The sequence below is a fragment of the Amycolatopsis thailandensis genome, assembly GCF_002234405.1.
Lineage (GTDB): Bacteria > Actinomycetota > Actinomycetes > Mycobacteriales > Pseudonocardiaceae > Amycolatopsis > Amycolatopsis thailandensis.
Window position 1 is genome coordinate 17,265 of record NZ_NMQT01000123.1, and the last position, 16,277, is coordinate 33,541.

The 16,277-nt window shown below is 68.9% G+C and carries 15 protein-coding genes; 7 read left to right on the forward strand and 8 right to left on the reverse strand.

Annotated elements, in window-relative coordinates; translation table 11 throughout:
* Positions 1-36 precede the first annotated feature (36 nt).
* Positions 37-1,485 carry an argininosuccinate synthase gene (gene argG / locus CFP71_RS32270; RefSeq protein ID WP_093937724.1) on the forward strand — a complete coding sequence of 483 codons (1,449 nt, stop codon included), beginning with the start codon at positions 37-39 and terminating at the stop codon, positions 1,483-1,485.
* 111 nt (positions 1,486-1,596) lie between these two features.
* On the opposite strand, the gene CFP71_RS32275 is transcribed toward argG, so the two are convergent.
* The 3 genes from CFP71_RS32275 to CFP71_RS32285 all read right to left on the reverse strand — a co-directional run bounded on the left by CFP71_RS32275 (position 1,597) and on the right by CFP71_RS32285 (position 4,173).
* Entirely contained in the window at positions 1,597-2,886 is a 1,290-nt protein-coding gene (locus CFP71_RS32275; protein ID WP_244199923.1) for an SON protein, read from the reverse strand.
* Positions 2,887-2,960: 74 nt separating this feature from the next.
* On the reverse strand, positions 2,961-3,620 hold the full coding sequence (locus CFP71_RS32280) for a response regulator (protein ID WP_093937726.1): 660 nt from the start codon (positions 3,618-3,620) through the stop codon (positions 2,961-2,963).
* Positions 3,621-3,633: 13 nt separating this feature from the next.
* Positions 3,634-4,173, reverse strand: coding sequence for a DUF1453 domain-containing protein (locus CFP71_RS32285; RefSeq protein WP_093937727.1), 540 nt, complete (start codon positions 4,171-4,173; stop codon positions 3,634-3,636).
* 119 nt (positions 4,174-4,292) lie between these two features.
* On the opposite strand from CFP71_RS32285, the gene CFP71_RS32290 reads away from it, so the two are divergent.
* Positions 4,293-5,444, forward strand: a complete 1,152-nt coding sequence (locus tag CFP71_RS32290; RefSeq protein WP_093937728.1) for a sensor histidine kinase — start codon at positions 4,293-4,295, stop codon at positions 5,442-5,444.
* Positions 5,445-5,487: 43 nt separating this feature from the next.
* On the opposite strand, the gene CFP71_RS32295 is transcribed toward CFP71_RS32290, so the two are convergent.
* The gene (locus CFP71_RS32295) at positions 5,488-6,672 is read right to left on the reverse strand and encodes a PQQ-dependent sugar dehydrogenase (protein ID WP_093937729.1); all 1,185 of its coding nucleotides are present in this window, start codon (positions 6,670-6,672) and stop codon (positions 5,488-5,490) included.
* A 340-nt stretch (positions 6,673-7,012) separates the two neighbouring features.
* Between CFP71_RS32295 and CFP71_RS32300 the strand changes: the two genes are divergently transcribed.
* Positions 7,013-8,173, forward strand: coding sequence for a thioester domain-containing protein (locus tag CFP71_RS32300; RefSeq protein ID WP_093937730.1), 1,161 nt, complete (start codon positions 7,013-7,015; stop codon positions 8,171-8,173).
* A gap of 337 nt (positions 8,174-8,510) precedes the next feature.
* On the opposite strand, the gene CFP71_RS32305 is transcribed toward CFP71_RS32300, so the two are convergent.
* Complete coding sequence (locus CFP71_RS32305) at positions 8,511-9,254, reverse strand: AraC family transcriptional regulator (protein WP_093937731.1); 744 nt, start codon at positions 9,252-9,254, stop codon at positions 8,511-8,513.
* 54 nt (positions 9,255-9,308) lie between these two features.
* On the opposite strand from CFP71_RS32305, the gene CFP71_RS32310 reads away from it, so the two are divergent.
* From CFP71_RS32310 to CFP71_RS32325, 4 genes are all read left to right on the forward strand, one after another.
* Positions 9,309-10,493, forward strand: a complete 1,185-nt coding sequence (locus tag CFP71_RS32310; protein WP_093937732.1) for an MFS transporter — start codon at positions 9,309-9,311, stop codon at positions 10,491-10,493.
* An 88-nt stretch (positions 10,494-10,581) separates the two neighbouring features.
* A complete protein-coding gene (locus CFP71_RS32315; protein WP_093937733.1) occupies positions 10,582-11,892 on the forward strand; it encodes a lipase family protein in 1,311 nt (436 codons plus the stop codon).
* A gap of 87 nt (positions 11,893-11,979) precedes the next feature.
* Positions 11,980-12,624, forward strand: a complete 645-nt coding sequence (locus CFP71_RS32320) for a TetR/AcrR family transcriptional regulator (protein ID WP_244199924.1) — start codon at positions 11,980-11,982, stop codon at positions 12,622-12,624.
* 71 nt (positions 12,625-12,695) lie between these two features.
* A complete protein-coding gene (locus CFP71_RS32325) occupies positions 12,696-13,028 on the forward strand; it encodes a ClpX C4-type zinc finger protein (RefSeq protein ID WP_093937734.1) in 333 nt (110 codons plus the stop codon).
* 1 nt (position 13,029) lies between these two features.
* On the opposite strand, the gene CFP71_RS32330 is transcribed toward CFP71_RS32325, so the two are convergent.
* From CFP71_RS32330 to CFP71_RS32340, 3 genes are read right to left on the reverse strand one after another with little or no spacing between them, the layout of a single operon-like run.
* A complete protein-coding gene (locus CFP71_RS32330) occupies positions 13,030-13,878 on the reverse strand; it encodes an SDR family NAD(P)-dependent oxidoreductase (protein WP_093937735.1) in 849 nt (282 codons plus the stop codon).
* Entirely contained in the window at positions 13,875-14,774 is a 900-nt protein-coding gene (locus tag CFP71_RS32335) for an alpha/beta fold hydrolase (protein WP_093937736.1), read from the reverse strand. The genes CFP71_RS32330 and CFP71_RS32335 overlap by 4 nt, the downstream gene beginning before the upstream one ends.
* On the reverse strand, positions 14,771-16,264 hold the full coding sequence (locus CFP71_RS32340; protein WP_093937737.1) for a flavin-containing monooxygenase: 1,494 nt from the start codon (positions 16,262-16,264) through the stop codon (positions 14,771-14,773). Before CFP71_RS32340 ends, CFP71_RS32335 begins: the two co-directional genes overlap by 4 nt.
* Positions 16,265-16,277 lie beyond the last annotated feature (13 nt).

Below are 16,277 nucleotides of genomic sequence, written 5' to 3' on the forward strand. Positions count from 1 at the left end.
TGCATGGTCATACACTCTTATGCATATACTTCCATCATGTCCAAGGTACTCACCTCTCTGCCTGTCGGCGAACGCGTCGGGATCGCCTTCTCCGGCGGCCTCGACACCTCCGTAGCGGTCGCGTGGATGCGCGAGAAGGGTGCAGTGCCGTGCACCTACACCGCTGACATCGGCCAGTACGACGAACCCGACATCGAGTCGGTCCCGGGCCGGGCGAAGGCCTACGGCGCCGAGATCGCGCGGGCCGTCGACTGCAAGGCCGCGCTGGTCGAGGAAGGGCTCGCGGCGCTGGCCTGCGGCGCCTTCCACATCCGCAACGGCGGCCGCACCTACTTCAACACGACCCCGCTCGGCCGCGCGGTCACCGGCACGCTGCTGGTGCGCGCGATGCTCGAGGACGACGTCCAGATCTGGGGCGACGGCTCCACCTTCAAGGGCAACGACATCGAGCGGTTCTACCGCTACGGCCTGCTCGCGAACCCGTCCCTGCGGATCTACAAGCCGTGGCTGGACGCCGCGTTCGTCAGCGAGCTCGGTGGCCGCAAGGAGATGTCCGAGTGGCTGCAGGCCCACGGCCTGCCGTATCGGGACAGCACCGAGAAGGCCTACTCCACGGACGCGAACATCTGGGGCGCGACCCACGAGGCCAAGTCGCTCGAACACCTCGACACCGGGATCGAGATCGTCAACCCGATCATGGGCGTCCGGTTCTGGGACCCCGAGGTCGAGATCGCGCCGGAAGACGTCACGATCGGCTTCGAGCAGGGCCGCCCGGTGACGATCAACGGCAAGGAGTTCGCCACCGCGGTCGACCTGGTCCTGGAGGCCAACGCCATCGGCGGGCGGCACGGGCTCGGCATGTCCGACCAGATCGAGAACCGGATCATCGAGGCCAAGAGCCGCGGGATCTACGAGGCGCCGGGCATGGCGCTGCTGCACGCGGCGTACGAGCGGCTCGTCAACGCGATCCACAACGAGGACACCCTCGCCAGCTACCACAACGAGGGCCGCCGTCTCGGCAGGCTCATGTACGAAGGCCGCTGGCTGGACCCGCAGGCGATGATGCTGCGCGAGTCGCTGCAGCGGTGGGTCGGCGCGGCCGTCACCGGCGAGGTCACGCTGCGGCTGCGGCGCGGCGAGGACTACTCGATCATCGACACCTCCGGCCCGTTCTTCAGCTACCACCCGGACAAGCTGTCGATGGAGCGCACCGAGGACTCGGCGTTCGGCCCGGTGGACCGGATCGGCCAGCTCACCATGCGCAACCTCGACATCGCCGACTCGCGCGCCAAGCTCGAGCAGTACGCCGGGCTGGGCATGGTCGGCGGCGGGCACCCGACGCTGATCGGCGCCGCGCAGGCCGCGTCGACCGGGCTGATCGGGGCGATGGACGCGGGCGGCGCGCAGGTGATCGCCTCACGCGGCAAGGCTTCGGGCGACGACGAACTGCTCGACCACGCCGCGATCGAATACGGCACGGACTGAATCACCACGGCCCGAATCACCACGGACTGACCCGAACAAGCGGGACGCGAAAGCGCCGGGCGCGCGGCATCGAAGCCGTTCGCCCGGCGCTGTTTCCTTTGTCCGGCCGGATCACTTGCCGCCGAGCTTCGACCGCCGCTCCGAAAGTTCGTCGACCAGCCGGGTGATCTCGACCTGCCCGATCGCTTCGGCCAGGACCGAAACCGACGCGATGCTCTCGATCCGGTACTGGACCGGGATCCCGCCCGAGGCCCGCGACCGGGCTTCGGCGTCGGCCTTCTTCTCCGCCTCGACCGCCGAGAACACGCCACCGGCCTCGTTGTTGACGCAACTGATCGAGCCCGCGCCGTTCAGGGGCAGCGTCGCCGTGTTCCGGCAACTGCCCGCCGGGCGGCCGCCGATGGTCACGTTCGCGGTCATCGTGGCATTGACCTGGCCGGTGATCTTCCCGCCGCTGTTCGCCGACGCGGTGTTCGACACGTTCGCGGTCACCGTGCAGCCCGCGGCGCCGCAGGCGACCGTGGCAGCGCCGTCCAGGTCGAACCGCACACCGGTGTCGACGGCGCCGGACAGCTTCTTGGTGTTCGACATCAGGTCTTCGTAGACGGCGACGGTCTCTTCCGGTGACAAAGCGTCCACATCGGACTCGCCGAGGCTCGCGCCCGACGGCATCGGCGGCCGCGAGCCCGCGTCGGGGATCGTCGGAACCCGTGGGATGGAAGGCATCCCGCCGGGCATCTTCACGGAGTAGCGGAGGAGCCGGTGCGGCGCCTCCTTCGAGACATACAGGTCACCGGCGGGCGTGCTCGCCTTGAGCGCCGGGACGTCCCGGACGGTCTCGTTCTGGTCGCCGGGGATGTCGTCCGCCCGCTCCAGCGCCTCGCGAAGGCGGGCGGCGAGTTTCTCCGGGGACTCGAACTGCTGCAGCACCGGGCCGAACAGCGCGTCCTCGCCGGTGATCCAGCGGTCCTTGAGCCCCTCGGTCTCGGACGAATCCCCTCGCGCGCCGGGCAGCAGACCGTCGGGCGCCTTGAAGTAGACCTTGGCGCCGACGACCAGTATCTCGATCTTCTTGCCCTGGAAGGACATCGTCCCGGACGTCTCGCCGTACGCGGTGGTCTTGACGTCCGTCGTGATCATCCCGCCGACCGAAGAGGTGCTGTTCCGCACCGCCGGCGCCGAGGAAAGCCCGGCCAGCGCCTGTTCGAAGGGCTCGCGATCCCCTTTCGACGGCCACAGCAGCCACGTCGTCAGTCCCGCGAGGAGTACCACCGCGAGTCCGGCGATACCGCCGAACAGCAGCCACCGGGGTTTCCGGGCGGGCGGAGCCGGTACCGGTTGCCGGACCCAGCCCTGCGGCGGCGGCCACTGCGCGCCTCCGGGTGGGAATTCTTGCTCCACGTCGCCCTCCATAGCCGTATCCACCTGAGGGACATCACGCTAAGGAGGGATGATGAAAACTTGATGAAACGCGATCAGGTGAAGCGGTAGGGCGCGGGCGCCGGCGCGCTCAGCGCGTACCGGACGGCTTCGGCGCGGGAATGGAAACCCGCCTTCGCGAACAAGTTGTTGATGTGGGTCTTGACGGTAGCTTCGCTGATCACCAGCCGCTCCGCGATCTCCGGGTTCCGCAGGCCTTCGCCGATCAGGCCGAGGATCTCCTTCTCCCGTGAGGTGAACCCGAATCGGTCCGCCTCCTCCACCGCACGCGACCGGCGCGACGCGAGGGTGAGGAGCCTCCGCTGGACGTCCGGGGCGAGGACGACCTGTCCGTCGGCGGCGGTGCGCACGGCCTGCTCGATCTTCGCCCGGTCGGCTTCCTTCGTCAGGTAGCCGCTCGCGCCGGCTTCGAGCGCGGCGAGGATCGACTCGTCGTCGTCGAGGCTGGTCAGCACGACCACCTGGACCTCCGGTGCCGCGGTCTTGATCCGGCCGGTCGCTTCGACGCCGTTCAGCACCGGCATGTGGAGGTCCATCAGCACGACGTCCGGCGTGTGCCGGGAGACCGCGTCGACGGCCTCCGCGCCGTTGGTGGCCGTCGCGACGACGGTGATGCCGTCGGCGATGTCGAGCATCACCGCGAGGGCTTCCCGCACGGACGCCTGATCGTCGACCACCACGAGCGAGACGGTCACCTGGTACCTCCGGTCATCGGCGGGACAGCTTGGCCTGCAGATCGTCGAGGAACGGCGAGGTGGTGTGCGCCTTGCCGTCCTCGCCCTTCTTCCAGACGATACGGCTGTCGGTGCGCACCGCCCTGGCGAGCACCACGACCCCCTCGACGAGCATCCCGACGCCGATGGTCAGCATGACACTGTTCCCGCCGGAGGCGACTCCGGTGATCAGGCCGAGCAGCAGGTTCGCACCGACCTTGGCGGCCACGTTCAGGACCCACAGCGCGATCGTGAGCCAGGTGTAGCGCATGTGCGCGACGCCGTCCTGCTGGTAGATCCGGATGCTCGCGCCCCGCAGGACTCCGAACAGGACACTCACCGCGAGCGTGCCCGCCAGGAACGCCACCGCGGTCGCGGACTTCACGCTTTCATCCACATTGGACAGGCCGATCACGGTGAGGATCGCGGGCAGCAGCAGCATCCGCTTGGCTTCGGCGACGTCCCCGGCCATGCGGCGGATGAGGACGTATCCGACCACGGCGACGATCAGGACTATTTCGACAGGAGTGCTCATCGTTTCCCCCTCGGGCAGGTTTTCGAAGACACTCCGACGTTATGGCGGTGAGCGCGGGCCGTCGTGCGGCGGCGGCCGTATCTTCGGGTGGAGAACCCTCTCCACCCTCAGGAGCCCCGATGACCGGAAACGCGACGGTGCTCCGCCGCGAATGGGTCGCCGACAGGCTGATCCGGCCCGCCCTGATCACGGCGGCGATCGTCGTGACCGGGGTCGGGATCTTCACCCAGCACGTCCACGCCCGGCCTCTGACCACCGTGCTCTTCGTCCTCGTCACGCTCTTCGCCCCGGCGTCGTTCCTGCCGTGGGACCGGATCCCGGAGCGGGCGCGGCTCCTCTTCGCGAGCGGATACGCCGTGTCCGCCGCCGTGCTCCTCCCACTGGCCCCGAAGACCTTCGCGCCGATGTTCGCCTACCTCGCCGCCGCGGTCGCCGGGATCAAGCTCGCCTCGCGCACGCTGGCGGTCGCGGTGGCCGTCCTCGACGCCGTCTGCTGCGCGGTGGCGGTCGCGGTGGTCGGCGCGGTGACACCGGACACGGACGTGTGGCCGTGGTGGCTCGCGCTTTCGGTGGGCCTGCCGGTGCTGCTCGGCATCGCGCGCCGCGACCGGCGCGACGCGCTCTTCAACGCCGAACGCGCCGCCGCCGAAGCCCGGCGCGCGGCCGCGTCCGAGTCGCGGGAGGCCGCGCTGCTGGAGCGGACGAGGATCGCGCGGGAACTGCACGACGTGCTCGGACATTCGCTGACCGGGATCGCCCTGCAACTCGACCTGGCCGACGCCCTCGGCACGAAAGGCAGGGACGCGGAAGCCGGCGACGCCGTACGCCGCGCGCGGTCGCTGGCGGTGGACGGCATCGGGCGGATGCGGCAGGCGGTGCACGAACTGCGCGAGGACGCCTTGCCGCTGGAAAAGACCCTGGCCGCAATGTGCGCGAGCGAGACGGTGTCCTTCGAGGTGGACGGCACCGCGGGCCCGCTCGGCGGCGGTGTCGCGCACACCCTCGTCCGCGCGGCGCAGGAGGCGCTGACGAACGCGGCCAAATACGCCCCCGGCGCCGCACGCGCGGTGCGACTCGGGTTCTCGCCGGAGACGGTCACGCTCGTCGTCACGAACGGTCCCGCCGAGCGGCCTCAGACGGCGGACAGCGGCGGCGGGATGGGGCTGGTCGGGATGCGGGAACGGGCGGGCGCGCTGGGCGGGTCGGCACAGGCTGGTCCCGCTCCTGGTGGCGGCTGGAGGGTCGAGGTCCGGCTGCCCAGGACGGGCTGAGACCCCGGCCGCGCCGGGCGGACGCGGCCGGGGAGTCTTCTCCTCAGCCCTTGCGCGCGAACGAGATCCGGTGCAGTCCGCCGGGCGTTTCGTCGGCGAGATAGAGCTCGCCGTTCTGGTCGGTGCCGAGGGTGGTGGCGTCGAGCGGGAACTCGCCGATCCGGGCGCTTTCGTAGGTGCCGTCGGTCTTCTTGCGGACGGCCCAGGCCGTTCCCTGGCAGAAGTCGGTGGCGAGGTAGGTCCCGCTCGCCAGCGAGGCGTACTTCTTGCCGCGGTAGACGTGCCCGCCGATAACCGCGCAGCCCTCCGCGCCGGAGATGTAGTGGAAGACCGGATCGGTGTAGGTCACGCCGTCCTTGCAGCGCGTCTCGTCGAACACGACGGGGCCCTCCTTGCAGGACCAGCCGAAGTTCGCGCCGCCCTTGCCCTTGGCGAGATGGTCGACCTCCTCGAACCGGCCCTGGCCGACGTCGCCGATCCACAGCGAGCCGTCGGCCGGGTCGAAGGAGAACCGCCACGGGTTGCGCAGCCCGTACGCCCAGATCTCCGGCCGCGCGTTCGCGACGCCGGCGAACGGATTGCCCGGCGGGACGCAGTACCGCAGCGGACGGCACGCGCGGTTGACGTCGACGCGCAGGATCTTGCCCAGCAGCGTGTCCAGCCGCTGGCCGCTGGCCAGCGGGTCACCCCCGCCGCCACCGTCGCCGATCCCCCAATACAGGTAGCCGTCCGGACCGAACGCCAGCTGGCCGCCGTTGTGGTTGGGATACTCGGAATGCGGCTGGGTGATCAGCTCGGTGAGTTCACCGGTGTCCAGCCGGACCCGCGACAGCGTCACCGCGCTGTCGGACTTGCGGGTGTAGGCGACGTAGACCCGCCTGTCCTTGGCGACCGCCAGCCCGAGCAGCCCGCGTTCGACGTCCGCGCCGTTCACCTTGTCGCTGATGTCCAGGATCGGTTTGGCGGCGAGCCCGGTCTGGGGATGGTAGGCCCGGACGACGCCTCTCTTCTCGACGACGAGGATCCGGCCGCTCCCGTCGTTGAGCGCCGTGATCGCGGTGGGATTGACCAGCCCGGACGCGACCTTGGTCGCCGTGGCGGTCAGCTCGCCGAGCGGAACACCCCGTCCTGCCTGGGGTTCCGCGCTGCTCGCTGTCGGAAGCAGTGCTCCCGCCAAGGCGAGCCCGGCCACCAGGGACAACCCCCGGCGGAGGTGCCGTCGCGTCATGGGGACTCCAATCACCGTTGAATGGTCTGGTCCAATTCAGCTGGCCCAATTCAACAGTGAGCGGAGCAGTGGCGGTACCTCCATCCGCGAGCTTTTCGTCGGTTTCTTTCCGCCGGGATGCCGTCATCTACCCATCCGACATCCTTCTCCTGGCGTTCACTCTTCTTACGGGGCAATTCGGACATGAGCCATACCCCGGAGTAGCCACGTGTATGACTTCTGTATGCTCCGCTCTCGCTCGATGGGATTACTGATCCCCCATGTGGGCGAGCCGTTGCGGTCGGGGCCTGTGGTCGCACGCGGCACTGGCATTCGTGGTCCGTATTCGGATGGGAGACACATGCACGGCAGGTCAGTTCTGGTTCGCGGCGGGATCGCGGTCGCCACCGCGGCCGTCGCGATGACGATGGCCGCTCCGGCCGCCCTCGCCGAGGACGGCGCGGCACGTGGCCGGGTCGTCGACAAGGCCGGAGAGCGCGGCTACAGCGTCAACTTCGGGGACCCCAAGCACTACGTCCCGGAGCTGTTCGAGCTGAAGCTCTCCGACGGCAGCAAGCTCAAGATGTACTGCGTCCAGATCGAGGTCGACATGCGGACCGATCAGGACATGATCGAGCGCCCGTGGAACAAGTACCCGGACGCCTCGTCGCCGTTCAACAAGAACAACGCGAAGATCAACTGGGTGCTGCACCACGGCTACCCGGCGGTCGGCCTGAAGGCCATCGAAGGCGCGCTCGGCAAGAACGGTGTCAAGTTCAACGAGGGCCTGTCCGCCGGTGAGGCCGTCACCGCGACGCAGGCGGCCGTCTGGCACTTCAGCGACGGCAAGGACTTCGACCGCAAGAAGCCGCTGATGGAGGACAACGTCGAGGCGGCGGCCGCCGACGTGCTGGCCCTCTACGACTACCTCGTCGGCAAGGAGAACGTCGGCATCAGCGCGCAGCCGAAGCCGACCCTCGACATCGGCCCGGCCAAGGCTTCCGGGGCGACCGGCAGCAAGATCGGCCCGTTCAGCGTGGCCACCACCGGTGACATCACCGAGCTGACCAGCAAGCTGCCCGAGGGTGTCAAGGTCGTCGACGCCGACGGCAAGGAGATCAAGGCCTCCGCCATCAAGGACGGCACCAAGGTCTTCGTCGACGTTCCCAAGGACACCAAGGACGGCGAGGGCTCGTTCTCGCTGAAGGTGAGCGGCCACCTCGACACCGGCCGCCTGTTCGTGGGCGAGAACTACGCCAAGGTCCCCGCCCAGTCGCTGATCGTCGCGGACTCCGAGAAGACCTCGGTCTCCGCGAACGCGACCGCGAGCTGGAAGCAGGGCGGCGCGCCCGTCACCGAGACCCCGGCCCCCACCACGCCCGGTGGCGCCGAGTCGGGTGGCGGCAACGAGCTGGCCAACACCGGTGCCTCCGCCACCATGCCGCTGGTCATCGGCGGCGCGCTCCTCGGCGCGGGTGTGCTGATGGTGCTGCTGGTGCGCCGTCGCCGTAGCGAGGCGTAAGAAAGAACCGAACACGAAGCGGGGCCGGTCCATTGTGGACCGGCCCCGCTTTCGTGTTCACCGGTCCCGGGAGGCGAAGTGAGGTGTCGGCTGGGTTGGTCATGAGTGGCGAGGACTGTTCTCCTGAGGGGTAGGGCGGCCTCGCGTCTGATCACAAGGTGAGCGAAGGCGTCACCCGCGTGATCAGGTACGGAACTCACGTGATCAGGCCCGGGACTCGCGTGCTTGGAGACGGAACTCGCGTGTGCGGCATCCGATCACACGAGCCACGCCTCCAAGCACACGAGATCCGGGTTTGAGCACGTGAAATGATCGATGCCGCGTCGACCAGTGCGGTTCACCGGTCGAAGTGCGTGCCCGGGGTGTGGCCGAAGGCGCGCCGGAAGGCGTCGATGAACGCACTGGTGGACGCCCAGCCGCAGGCGTGCGCCACCGCGGTCACCGGGGCGTGCTCGGCCAGGAGCGCCAAAGCGCGATAGAGCCGCAGTTGCGTGCGCCATTGTGGGAACGTCATGCCGAGGTCGGCCTTGAAGAGGCGGGCCAGGGTGCGATCGCTCGCCCCGACCCGCGCGCCGAGAGCGGCCAGCGTCCGGTTGTCGGCCGGATCGGCGCTCAGGATCTCGCACAGGGCACGCAGCCGCGGGTCCTGTGGCGTCGGCAGATGCAAAGCCTGCTGCGGCGAGGCGCGCAGCTGATCGAGCAGGACCGCGCGCAGCCGCCGCCGTTCCCGGGTGTCGTCGTGCGGCGGATCGGTATACGCGCGGATCAGCTCGCGCAGGAGCGGGCCGACGGCCAGTACGGTCGGTTCGTTCAGGCGCAACGGGTTCACGGTGGCGGGCAGGCCGACCAGACGGAGTTCGAGATCGCCGTGTGCCTGATGGGCGTGCACGGTCCCTTTGGGCACCCAGATGGCCCTGGTGGCGGGCGCGACCCAGGAGCCCCTGTCGGTGGTGATGGCGAGGACGCCACGGGCGGCGTAGACGACCTGGTGGTCATCGTGGCGGTGTGCGTCGATCGTCGTGCCGGACGCCAGGGACCGGATCTGCGTCGGCGCTTCGGGCATGTGGCGGATTTCCGTCATTGTCTGTCATTTTATCGGAAGCGCGACACCCTGACCCGGGACGAGCATGACGGGGTGTCGAGGAACAAAGCGATCTTCCTGTTGTCGGCGGGGCACGCGTGCGTGGACGTGTACCAGGGTTCGGTGGCCGCGCTGGTGCCGTTCTTCGCCGCCGAGCGCGCCTACGGGTACGCGGCGGTGTCGGGCATCGTGCTCGCCGCGTCGCTGCTGTCGTCGGTGGCGCAGCCGCTGTTCGGCGCCCTGACCGACCGATGGGCGATGCCGTGGCTGCTGCCGTCGGCCACCCTCCTCGGGGGCCTCGGCATCGGCCTGGGCGGGCTCGTCGACTCCTACGCGCTGACGCTCGCTTTCGTCGCCGTGTCGGGGATCGGGGTGGCCGCCTACCATCCCGAGGCGGCCCGGGTCGCGAGAATCGCCGGTGGCGGCAGGCATACGGCCATGGGCTGGTTCTCCCTCGGCGGGAACATCGGCTTCGCCGCCGCCCCCGTGCTCGTCGCCGCGGTCATGGCCCTAGGCGGGCTCCGGATGTCGCCGCTGCTCGTCGTGCCCGCGCTGGCCGGCTCCGTGCTCTGCCTGCCGGTGCTGCGCGCGCTCGCCAGGACAGCCCGCGCCGGCGCCTCATCCGGGGACGTCGCGGGCGTCGACGACTGGAGGTCGTTCACGAGGCTGTCGTTGGCCGTCGTCTTCCGTTCGATCGTGTTCGTCGGGCTGAGCACGTTCGTGTCGCTCTACGCCCAGCAACGGGTCGGCGGCGGCACGGCGACGGGCAGTGCGGCGCTGTTCCTGCTCTACCTCGGCGGCGCCGCGGGCACGCTGCTGGGCAGCAGGCTGGCCGGACGCCGGGACCGGGTCACCGTGGTGCGCCGGTCGTACCTGGCCACCGTCTGCGCGGTCGCGGGGGTCGTGTTCGTGCCGGGTCCGGCGTTCTTCCCGTTCGTCCTCCTGGCCGCGGTGGGCTTGTACGTCCCGTTCTCCCTCCAGATCACGCTCTCCCAGGACTACCTGCCGACGCGCGTCGGCACGGCCAGCGGCGTCACCCTCGGACTGACGGTCAGCATCGGCGGACTCGCGAGTCCCGTCATCGGCGCCATCGCGGACCACACGTCCTTGCGGACGGCCCTGATCCCGTTGATCGCCCTGCCGTTTTTGTGCTGGATCACAACCCGCACCCTGTCCGAGCCGTGCTCCGTCCAAACCGGAACACCCCGTGAAGAAATATTGACGGATTCGCGGCGATAAGTGATGTACGGGGCTGTACACCATCGGTTACCGGCTGGTAGGTTCCGGACATCCAAACGTGATCCACTTCATGATTCAAAGGGGAGTCATGACCCGAAAGCCCGCTCGCCTGCTGGCCGTCGCGATCGCCCTCATCGTCGGTTTCGCCGCCGCACCCGCCGCTTCCGCCGCCCCCGCGACCGATTCGTTCTACAGCTACAGCGGCAGTGAACCGCTGTCGTCGTACAGCCCCGGAACCGTGTTGAAAACCCGGACGCTGAATTACCACGTCATCGGCATTTCCACGCCGCTGAAGGTGACCCAGCTGCTCTACCGGAGCACCGACGCGCAAGGGAAACCGTCCGCCAACGTCACTTCGGTGGTGCGCAGCCTCACCGGTGACAGCACCAAAGCCGTTTCGTACCAATCGTTCTACGACTCGCTCGACCCCGAGCACGGCCCGTCGAGGGCGATCGCCGGTGACGTCTCGCTCGGCGGCCTGATCGCCAACGCGGAGGCACTGTTCATCGCGCCCGCGTTGCTGCTGGGCTACAACGTCGTCATTCCCGACACCGAAGGCCAGAAGGCGAACTTCGCGGCCGGGCCGGAATACGGCACGAACACCCTGGATTCGATCCGTGCCGCGACCCGGTCGCCGGGAACGGGCATGAACGACAAGACCCGGTTCGGCCTCATCGGATATTCGGGCGGCGCCATCGCGACCGGGTGGGCCGCCGCGCTCGCGCCGGATTACGCCCCCGACGTCAACAAGAATCTGGTCGGCTTCGCCGAAGGCGGGCTGCTCGTCAAACCGTCGCACAATCTCAAGTACGTCAACGGCAGTGTCGCGTGGACCGGTGTCATTCCGATGGCGCTCATCGGGGTCTCGCGATCCTTCGGCATCGATCTCAAGCCGTACGCGAATTCTTACGGCCTTCAGGTGCTCAAGGACATGGAAAAGGCGTCGATCGTCGACGCGCTCGGCCGGTACCCCGGGCTGACGTGGGAGAAGTTCGTCAAGCCCGAGTACACCAACCCGAACAAGGTGCTGCCGTACGTCGAGGCCGTGAACAAGATCAACCTCGGCTCCGCGGCGACACCGACCGTGCCCGGGTACATCGCACAGGGCAACAACGGTGTCCTGGAAGGCACTTTCGGCAATCCGCCGGGGATCGGGACCGGTGACGGCGTCATGGTGGCCGGCGACGTGCGGTCGCTCGCTCGGCAGTACTGCGACACCGGCAACAAGTCGATCAAATACGACCAGTACAACCTGTTGAGCCACGTCGGGGCGGCCGTCGCCTGGGCGCCGCAGGCCGTCGGCTGGCTCAACGACCGGTTCGCGGGCAAGACCGCGCCGTCCACCTGCGGGAAGATCGCGCCCGGCAACTCCCTTGCCCCGGAGGTGCCGGTCAGCTGACCGCGATGGTCCGTGAAGGCCTCCTTCCCTACTCTCAAGGTAGGGAAGGAGGCCTTCACGGGTTTCCGGACCGGTACGGTGCCGCACGTGACCGAGCACCGCAGGCTGCCGAAGGGCCCGCACAACCTCAGCCGCGACGAGGTCGCCGGGACCCAGCGGGCCCGGTTGATCGACGCCGTGCTGGAGAACGCCGGCAAACGCGGCTACGTCGCCACCACCGTCGGCCACATCACCGCCACCGCGGGCGTGTCACGGACCTCGTTCTACGAACAGTTCACCGGCAAACAGGACGCGTTCCTCGCCGCCTATCGCGAGATCACCACCGAGTTCATCACCCAGGGCGTCGCCGCGGGCGCCGAAGCCGCGACTCCGCTGGATGCCGTCGCTGCCTGCTGTGACTTCCTCGTCGACTACGTGCACCGGCGCCCTGTCGCCGTCCGCGCGGTACTGCTGGAGATCTACGCGCTCGGCGACGCGGGACTCGAAGCGCGGGAGAAAACCTTGCGCGCCGGGGAAGCCGTTTTCGACCGGACGGCGAAATGGCTGCGTACCACCGACCCCGCGTTGCCGGCACCGCCGCCGTTCACCGCGCGGACGGTCGTCGCCGCCACCATCGAACTGATCACGCAGGCCATCTGGATCGGCACCGAAGACGCCTACGGGCAAGCGCGCGAAGCCGTCCGCTACACGTGGCTGCTCGGCCTGTTCGGGCATCGGAGCGTCGACGCCTGATCACCGGTCGCTTGTCAGGACACTCCTGACGGGTCTAACTTGTCAGGTACACCCTGACGAGAGGATTCGTCGTGAACCGTTGCTCGTTCTGCAAACGTTCGGCCGACGACGTCGGCACCTTGGTCGCCGGAGCCGGTGTCTACATCTGCGACGACTGCGTGGTGTTGTGCGCCGAGGCGGTCAAGAACAAGCCCGCCGGGCTGAAGCGCGCCACTCCGGTTTGGGAAGGCGTCGACGATGCCGCCCTTATCGCGCATCTGCCGCGTATCGAAGCGATTCGCCATCTGGTGGACGACGACCTGCGGTCCTGGGTCGGCGAAGCCCGTCGCCGTGGCATCTCGTGGGACCGCGTCGGCGAAGCGCTGGGCATGCGACGCCAGTCGGCATGGGAACGGTTCGCCTGAGCTAGCGGGCGAGACGACGGCGTTCGAAGTCCACGATCAGCTTCGGGTAGAGGCGCGGAAGCAGCCGGACGAGCCTGTCGACCAGTTTCGCATCGTTTCCGACGAGCACGCGCGGTTTCCCGGCTTCGACCCCGTCGACGATGATGCGGGCGGCCTGATCGGCGGGCATCTTCAGCAGCTTCTCGTTGTACACGCGGACGCGTTCCCGCTGCTCGGCCGTGGGCTCGATACCGCGGGCCTCGGCTTCCTTCAACGCCGCCGAGGCGATGCCGGTCTTGCCCCCGCCCGGGTGGACGACCGTCACCCGCACCGGATGCCTGCCCGCGATCATCTCGGTGCGCAGCGCCTCGGTGAACCCGCGGACGCCGAACTTGCTGGCGCAGTAGGCGCTGAGCGTCGGCTGGGCCATGAAACCGTTGAGACTGGACACGTTGACGACCTGGCCGTCGCCGGAGTCGATCAAATGCGGCAGGAATGCCTTGGTGCCGTTGATGACGCCGAAGAGGTTGACCGCGAGCGTGCGGTCGTAGAGCTCCCATTCGGCGTCGAGAACGGTCTGCCCGCCACCGGCGATGCCAGCGTTGTTGTAGATCTGGTGCACCACACCGAACTGCGCGGCGACCGTGTCCGCGTAGTCCAGGACGGCCGCCCGGTCGCCGACGTCCAGCGCGGCACCCTGCACTTCGGCGCCGAGCGCCTTGACCTGGGCGACGGTCTCGGCCAGCCCGGTTTCGTCCACATCGGACACCGCGAGACGCGCTCCGCGCCGGGCGAGTTCGAGGGCCAGCTGACGGCCGATGCCGGAACCGGCACCGGTGACGACGGCGACCTTGCCGCGAACACTGCTCATCGGGATTCTCCTGCCGGATCGAGGGCCAGTTCCGCGGTGAGCTCGACGAGCCTCTCGACGAGATCCGGGGCGATGTGGTGGCCCATACCGGGGATTTCGACGTAGCGGGCGCCGTTGACGGCCTTCGCGGTCGCCCGGCCGCCGCTGTGGTGGACCATGCGGTCGGTGTCCCCGTGGACGACGACGGTCGGGCAGGTGATCCGGCCGAGTTCGGCGGTGCGGTCGCCGCTGGCCTGGATCGCGCCGATCTGGCGGGCGATGCCGCTGCGGGCCCGCCGTCCACCGGCCCGTTCCCACAGCTCGATGGCCCACGCCGTCTCGACGTCCTTGTCCAGCGGGAACCTCGACGAGCCGAGGTGACCCATCATCGCCAGGTGACCGGCCACCGATTCCTCGACCGTCGTGGCCGGCCGCCGCGCCATGCGCAGCAGCGTCGACCGCGCCGGCTGCCCGACCCGGCGGTGCCCGGTGGTGGAGAAGATCGACGTCAGCGTCAGGACACGGCCGGGATTCCGGGCGGCGACGGTCTGGGCGATCATGCCGCCCATCGACATGCCGACCAGATGCGTCTTCTCGATGCCCAGGTGGTCCAGCAGGCCGACGGTGTCCGCCGCCATGTCCCCCAGGTCGTACGCCCCCGGCAGAGGCCGGGCCAGCAACTGCCGGACCTTGCCGGGATTCGGCGCCTTGATGCGGTCCGAGCGGCCCGCGTCCCGGTTGTCGAAGCTGATGACCCGGAAGCCGCGGCCGGTGAACCCCTCGATCATCGGCCGCGGCCACGACGTGAGATCCAGGCCGAGCCCGGCGATCAGCACCAGCGGCACACCATCGGCCGGGCCGTCCTCGCGATAGCAGATCCGCGGGCCGCCGGGCAGGTCGGCGAAGCTGTCGGTCACGAGCTCACCGCTTCCCGGACCTGCGCGCGGGAGAAGTGCAGCTCGGGATCGGTGATGTCGTCCGCGCGCAGCAGCTTGATGTCCGAGTGGTAGCTCATCGACGTCAGCCACGGCAGGCGGTCACCCTGGCGCGGAAGCTGATCGAGGGCACGCTGGACGTATCCGGCGGCGAAGTCCAGGAACGGCCGCGTCGGCATGTCCGGATCGGCGAGGACGGGACGGCAGACGTCGTAGCCGTGAGTGTCCATATGCGACAGCAGGCGGCAGAAGTGCTCGCACAGCAGGCCGATCTTGAGCGTCCACGACGAGTTCGTGTAGCCGATCGCGAACGCGGCGTTCGGCACGTCCGAAAGCATCATTCCCTTGTAGGCGACCGTTTCCGGCAGGATCACCGGCTTGCCGTCGACGCTGAGCTTCGCCCCGCCGAACACCTGGAGGTTCAGGCCGGTGGCGGTGACGATGATGTCCGCCTCCAGCTCGCGCCCGGATTCGAGCAGGACACCCTTCTCGGTGAAGGTCTTGATCTTGTCGGTGACGACGTCGGCCTGCCCCTTGCGGATCGCGGCGAACAGGTCACCGCCGGGCACGGCGCACAACCGCTGGTCCCACGGGTCGTACGGCGGGTTGAAATGCTCGTCGACCGGATAGTCCTTGGGCAGCTGCTTCTTGTTGACGTAGCGGATGAGCCCGCGGGCGGTCTTCGGGAACTTCTGGCAGAACTGCCAGACCGCGAGTCCCTTGCGGATGTTCTTGCGCCGGGTGAGCGCGTACGCCCGCTCGTCGCCGAGGATCTTGCGCAGGCCGTTGGCGAGCTTGTCCTCGCGCGGCACCGGCATGACGTAGGTCGGGGTGCGTTGCAGCATCGTCACGTGCGCCGCGGTCCCCGCCATCGCCGGGATCAGGGTGACCGCGGTGGCGCCGCTGCCGATCACGACGACGCGCTTGCCCGCGTAGTCGAGGTCCTCCGGCCAGTGCTGCGGGTGCACGATCGTGCCGGTGAACCGGTCGCGGCCCTCGAAACGCGGGGTGAAGCCCTCGTCGTAGCGGTAGTAGCCGCCCGCGTTGAACAGCCAGCCCGCGCTGAGCCGGGTGCGCTCGCCGGTGTCGGTCCGCTCGATCTCCAGCAGCCAGTGGGACTCGTCACTCGACCAGGCGGCCGAGAGCAGCTTGTGGTGGTAGCGGATGCTGGGTTCGAGGCCGTTCTCGGCGACCGTCTCGCGCAGGTACGACAGGATCCGGGGCGCGTCGGCGATGGACTGCTTGTCACGCCACGGCTTGAACTCGTAGCCGAAGGTGTGGAGGTCGGAGTCCGACCGGATGCCGGGGTACCGGAACAGGTCCCAGGTGCCGCCGGACGTGCCGCGGGCCTCCAGGATGGCGAACGTCTTGCCCGGGTTCTCGGTCTTCAGGTAGCGCGCTGCCCCGATCCCGGAAATCCCGGCCCCGATGATGACCACGTCGAGGTGCTCGACGGGTGTGCTCGTCGTCATGCGGTACTCCAGC

Coding starts and splice junctions, on each gene's coding strand:
- CFP71_RS32340 (WP_093937737.1), bottom strand. CDS start 16,264: ATGACGACGAGCACACCCGTCGAGCACCTCGACGTGGTCATCATCGGG.
- argG (WP_093937724.1), top strand. CDS start 37: ATGTCCAAGGTACTCACCTCTCTGCCTGTCGGCGAACGCGTCGGGATC.
- CFP71_RS32330 (WP_093937735.1), bottom strand. CDS start 13,878: ATGAGCAGTGTTCGCGGCAAGGTCGCCGTCGTCACCGGTGCCGGTTCC.
- CFP71_RS32290 (WP_093937728.1), top strand. CDS start 4,293: ATGACCGGAAACGCGACGGTGCTCCGCCGCGAATGGGTCGCCGACAGG.
- CFP71_RS32315 (WP_093937733.1), top strand. CDS start 10,582: ATGACCCGAAAGCCCGCTCGCCTGCTGGCCGTCGCGATCGCCCTCATC.
- CFP71_RS32305 (WP_093937731.1), bottom strand. CDS start 9,254: ATGACGGAAATCCGCCACATGCCCGAAGCGCCGACGCAGATCCGGTCC.
- CFP71_RS32295 (WP_093937729.1), bottom strand. CDS start 6,672: ATGACGCGACGGCACCTCCGCCGGGGGTTGTCCCTGGTGGCCGGGCTC.
- CFP71_RS32300 (WP_093937730.1), top strand. CDS start 7,013: ATGCACGGCAGGTCAGTTCTGGTTCGCGGCGGGATCGCGGTCGCCACC.
- CFP71_RS32285 (WP_093937727.1), bottom strand. CDS start 4,173: ATGAGCACTCCTGTCGAAATAGTCCTGATCGTCGCCGTGGTCGGATAC.